Source organism: Cobetia sp., from assembly GCF_983723665.1.
The window spans coordinates 8,228-13,211 of the sequence record NZ_CFDJES010000085.1; the positions used below are offsets into that span (position 1 = coordinate 8,228).

The 4,984-nt window shown below is 64.0% G+C and carries 5 protein-coding genes; 2 read left to right on the forward strand and 3 right to left on the reverse strand.

Annotated features, from left to right (window positions below):
- On the reverse strand, positions 1-899 hold an 899-nt coding region (locus AC4FAH_RS09780), incomplete at its 3' end, for a sugar-binding transcriptional regulator (RefSeq protein WP_490245957.1).
- A 181-nt stretch (positions 900-1,080) separates the two neighbouring features.
- Positions 1,081-1,674 carry a Yip1 family protein gene (locus AC4FAH_RS09785; protein ID WP_082388794.1) on the reverse strand — a complete coding sequence of 198 codons (594 nt, stop codon included), beginning with the start codon at positions 1,672-1,674 and terminating at the stop codon, positions 1,081-1,083.
- A 322-nt stretch (positions 1,675-1,996) separates the two neighbouring features.
- Between AC4FAH_RS09785 and AC4FAH_RS09790 the strand changes: the two genes are divergently transcribed.
- Both AC4FAH_RS09790 and AC4FAH_RS09795 read left to right on the forward strand, forming a co-directional pair.
- Positions 1,997-3,010, forward strand: a complete 1,014-nt coding sequence (locus tag AC4FAH_RS09790; RefSeq protein WP_490245958.1) for a TRAP transporter substrate-binding protein — start codon at positions 1,997-1,999, stop codon at positions 3,008-3,010.
- A 168-nt stretch (positions 3,011-3,178) separates the two neighbouring features.
- Positions 3,179-4,177, forward strand: a complete 999-nt coding sequence (locus AC4FAH_RS09795; RefSeq protein WP_490245959.1) for a TRAP transporter substrate-binding protein — start codon at positions 3,179-3,181, stop codon at positions 4,175-4,177.
- A 108-nt stretch (positions 4,178-4,285) separates the two neighbouring features.
- On the opposite strand, the gene AC4FAH_RS09800 is transcribed toward AC4FAH_RS09795, so the two are convergent.
- Positions 4,286-4,924 (reverse strand): LysE family translocator, encoded by a 639-nt coding sequence (locus AC4FAH_RS09800; RefSeq protein ID WP_287020400.1) that lies wholly within the window; start codon positions 4,922-4,924, stop codon positions 4,286-4,288.
- Between the last annotated feature and the right edge of the window lie 60 nt (positions 4,925-4,984).

Sequence of the window (4,984 nt, forward strand, 5' to 3'; positions counted from 1 at the left end):
TGCAGCCAACCACCGCGCAACGCACTCAGGATGGCCGGCACCTTGTCGTGCCCGCCCGCCAGCCCGATCAGCGGCTGCGCCTTGAGCGAGGTCAGCGGCACACTGGTGATGCGCTGCGCCAGCGGGCAATCGATCAGCCGGCCATGGGTGTCCAGCGGCCAGCCCATCAACTCGCCCACGGCACCGACTTCCATCAGCTCATCGCGCTCGGCGGCGCTGATGAACTGATCCTGGAACAGCGTCGCCTGGGCATCGAGACGCCCGATGCCGATCATGCCCACATCGGCCTCACAGGCGACCTTGAACACCGCCTTGACCAGATTCTGCCCCTGCAGCGACTCCTTCTCCTCGATGCTGGCCGCCACCACGGGCGCGGGCAGCAGGAAGCGATCAGCGCCGATCTTGTCCGCCAGCAGCATCACGCCGTCATAGCGGTTGGAGGAGCCATCCAGCGCCACATTGCCGACCAGTGACACGATGCGATGCTGGGGGCGCTCGCTGCGACTCAGCGCTTCCACCGCCGCGCGTACCGCACGCCCGGTGCTCAGCGAGATGGTCTGTGGCTGCTGGCGACCGAGATAGAACGCCAGGCGCTCGGCACCCGCCACCGCCAGATACTCCGCGATGCTCTCCGGTGACTGGGTGTCAGAGGGCACCACATCGCAGAAGCTCAGCCCGAAGTGCTCCACCAGCGTATCCGACAGCGCCATGCTGCTGGCCACGGGATGATCGATGGAGATCTTGACCAGCCGCTCCTGGCGCGCCAACGACAGCAGGCGCTGCACGCCGGGGCGCGACACCCCCAGCTGAACCGCGATGTCGTCCTGGGTCCGTCCACCGACATATGACAACCATGCAGCCCGCGCAGCCTGCTCCAGTCGCTGTTCAAACTTGTCCATGCGCTTTCTTCCACACTGTCGATTGAGTCCAACACTTTCCACGCCGCCGCCACCGAGCACAAGTGCCACGCGCCAACCCGCGCGCAAAACGACAACGCCCCGCCGATGAAGGCGAGGCGTTGCAGAGACGCTTTTTCGCGCCGATGGCATCAGCAGACTGACGCCTACGTGCCGCGAAGGACTACATGAACCAGCGTGCGCCATACCCCCACAGCAGCACGGTGACCGCCAGCAGGCCCTCGAGAACCAGCACCCCGATCCCCAGTGTCGACCCGGTGACGAGGAAGCCTTCCTTGTTGGAGATGTCGAGCAGTGGCGGAATGCCCAGATACAGCAGGTATGCGCTGTAACACAGGCCAATGGTGCCCGCGAGGATACACACCCAGATGACGGGATAGAGCGCGACCAGCCCCGCGAGGAACATCGGCGTGGCGACATAGCCCGCGAAGATGATGCAACGCCGGCGGCTGGGGTGCCCCGAGAAACGCTGCGAGAGCATGTGAATGACAGTGCCCATGAAGCCGATCGCTGTCAGTATGGCGATATAGAACGCGATACCGGCGAAGAAGGCATCCAGTGGCTCCAGAAGAATGGCGTGGCCTTCCGTCAGGCTCCAACCGAACTGCGTGGTCCCGATATAGGCACAGATGACAGGCACCAGCGCCATGAGCAGCACATGATGTGCGTAGAGGTGGGTGATGGATTCGTGTTCCTTGCGGATGGTCTGCCATTCCCGTTGCGGATGCGCCATCAAGCCCCATACGTGGGTCAGCATGTGGTCTACCTCCCGTTGACAGTCGTCGACAATCCGGCCATGCGGTCCCGGCGCGGAGTTCGTGTCAGGGCAGTTGCACAGCCATGTTCTGAGCGTAGACCACATTGCGCCAACTGGCAGTTCAACGCCCGTTGCTCCTCCCGAATCGTGCCGGTGCAGGCGTGAAACAGGGCAACCAGGGAAGCGTTGATCGAGACAGCGACAGCACACCCTGCACTTTTGAGGGATACTTGATTTACCCCCTATGGATGGATGACGACGAATGCCAATCGGACAGCGTAGCGGCATGAAGGCAGTGCTTGTCATACAGGGAGTGCACGACATGAAGAGAATGTTCGGCATCAAGAGAGCGCTCGGCGTGAGCCTGGCGCTGGGCCTTGCCACCCTGGGCACGCCCGCCCAGGCGGAGCCTGTCGAGCTGACCATGAGCCGCGAATACGGCCCCCAGACCATGATGGGCCAGCGCGCCCAGCAGTTCGTCGATCAGGTAGCATCGCTCAGCGGGGGCGAGCTCGAGATCACCTTCGGAGAGGGCCCGCTGAGTCGGCTGCGCTCGGTGAATCACCTCGAGGCCATCAACGCCGACATCATCCAGCTGGCCGACTCCCACAGCGGCGCGCTGGCCGCCGATATGCCGCTGTTCGGCCTCAGCTCGCTGCCGACCCTGGTCGATGACCCGCATCAGGCGCGCGAACTCTACCGTCTGGCGCGCCCCAGCTATGAAGCGCTGCTGGAAGAGCATGACCAGATTCTGCTCTACGCCCTGCCCTGGCCGCCCAGCGGGCTGTGGTCGCGCAAGCCGATCACCACACGCGATGACCTCCGGGGCGTGCCCGTGCGGGCCTACGACCGCAATACCCAGCGCGTACTGCTAAACCTTGGCGCCATCGCTACCGTGCTGGGCTGGGAGCCGATGCAACAGCAACTGGCCGAAGGCCGTATCGAGGCGGTGATGACCTCGGCCCTGGGCGGCCTGACGGCTGAGCTCAACCGCACGCTGGACCACTACACCGCGCTGCAATACGCCATGCCGCTCAATATCGTTCACATGAGCCGGTCACGCTTCGAAGCGCTCGACGACACCCAGCGCGAGGCCCTTCTCAGCGCCGCGACCGAGATTGAAGACACCAGCTGGAACGCTATCGCCAGCGTCCTGGAGCAGACCCATGCCCAGCTGGAAGAGGCCGGCGTGACGGTCAGCAATCCGCTCTCGCCCGAACTCAAGCGCTCACTGGCACGCGCCAGTGTCAGCGTGATCGAGAGCTGGCGCAGCAAGGTTGACCTCGAGGAAAGCGAACTGCTGGATCGCTATCTCGCACAACGCGATGCCCTGTGAGTCAGGCGCGCGCCCACGCCACCGACCTTGGCCATGACGGCCACCCCACGCGGCAACCTCTCCCGACAGCGCAGGGAAAATGCGCGACGTCACGATTCACCTGAGCATAAACGCAGGCATGCACTACCCTAGCGGGCAAAGGTCAATGACAAAAAGAAAGGATTCCCCATGACGTCTTCCTCACGCATTTCCGCGCTGTTGTCCGCTGGCCTGGCCACGGCAGGCCTGATCAGCGCACTCAGCGCGCATGCCCAGACGACCCTCAGCATGAGCAGCGATTACGAGCCCGACACGATGATGGGCCAACGTGCTGCCGAATTCAGCCAGCAGGTCGCCAGCCAGTCCGAAGGCGACCTGACGCTGACGCTGCGCTCGGACATTCGCTCCGCCAGTCACCTGCAGGCCACCGCCGGCGGTGTCATCGACATCGCCGCGACACTCAGTGGCGCGCTCGCCGAGGAAGCCCCCTTCTTCGGCATCTCCTCGCTGCCGGCGATCGCCTACGACCTCGATGAAGCTCACCGCCTGTACGTGGTCGCGAAGCCGCGCTACGAGGAACTGCTCGCCGAGTACAACCAGATCCTGCTGTATGCCCTGCCGTGGACGCCCAGCGGCCTGTGGTCGAAAGCGCCCATCGCTGACGGTGATGACCTGAAGGACATGCCGATCCGCACCTACGACCGCAACACGCAGCGTGTGCTGCTCAATCTGGGCGCGGCGCCTCAGGTCATGAGCTGGGGAGAGCTCAAACCCCTGCTGCCCGGTGGCAGCATCCACGGCGCGCTGACCTCCGCGATGGGCGGTGTCAGTGCGGAGCTCTACCGCTACATGCCCCACTTCACCACGCTCAACTACGCGATGCCGCTCAATATCATCCACATGAATCGCGATAGCTTCGACGACCTGACAGAGGCGCAGCAGCAGGCGTTGATCGATGCCGCGCATGCCGCCGAGTCTGCCGGCTGGACGGCCACCCACAGCGTGCTGGACGAGGCCTACGCCACTCTGCAGGAGAACGGCGCGAAGCTGATCACGCCGGCCCCGCCTGAGCTGCAGGATGCCCTCGAGGAGGCCAGCCAGCATGTGGTGGAAAGCTGGAACCAGAAGGTCTCCAATAAAGATCGCGAGCTGCTGAGCAGGTATCTCGAATCACGCCCTGAGCGCTGATCCCGAAAGCGCTGATGATCGACAGGCTCCAGACACGACAACGGCACCCTCGGGTGCCGTTGTCGTCTTCGTGCGCTTCACGTCTTGTGCAATAGAGCGGGGCTCTGCTCAGCGATGCGACGCCGCCAGTCCCGCGCCGGCCACGACGAACAGACTGCCCGTGGTGCGATTGAACAGCCGCACGCGCCGGTGGCTATCAAACCAGCGACTGATGCTGGAACCCGCATGGGCGTAGGTGCTCATCGTCAGCAGGTCCACCACCAGCCAGGTCAGCGCCAGCACCACGAACTGGGGCAGCTGCGGCTGGGCCATGTCGATGAAGTTGGGAAACAGCGCGCCGAAGAACAGCAGGTCCTTGGGGTTGCTGATCCCGATACCGAAGCCCTTGCGGCACAGTTGCCAACGCGTGGCTCGGGCGCGCATCTGCCCGTCTTCCCCCACGACATCGAACACCACCGGCTGGGATGGCGCCCGCCAGGCCTGAATGCCCAGATAGATGAGATAGAGCGCCCCGACGATCTTCAGCACCAGAAATCCCGTCTCGGAGGCCGCCAATGCCGCGCCGAGGCCCAGCGACGACAAGGCCATCAACACCAGTGACGCCGCCGCCCCGCCCGCCACCGTTGCGAACGAGCGGCGTCGACCGTGGCGCAGGCCATGATCCATGCACAGCAACGCAAACGGTCCGGGAAAGGTGATCAAGGCGGTGATGACGCTGACATATGCCAGCCAGACGGTGAGTTCCACTGGGGTTCCTTGTCGTTCAACGAGTGACGAACTGCTGAAAGGTGACCTGCCAATATCGCG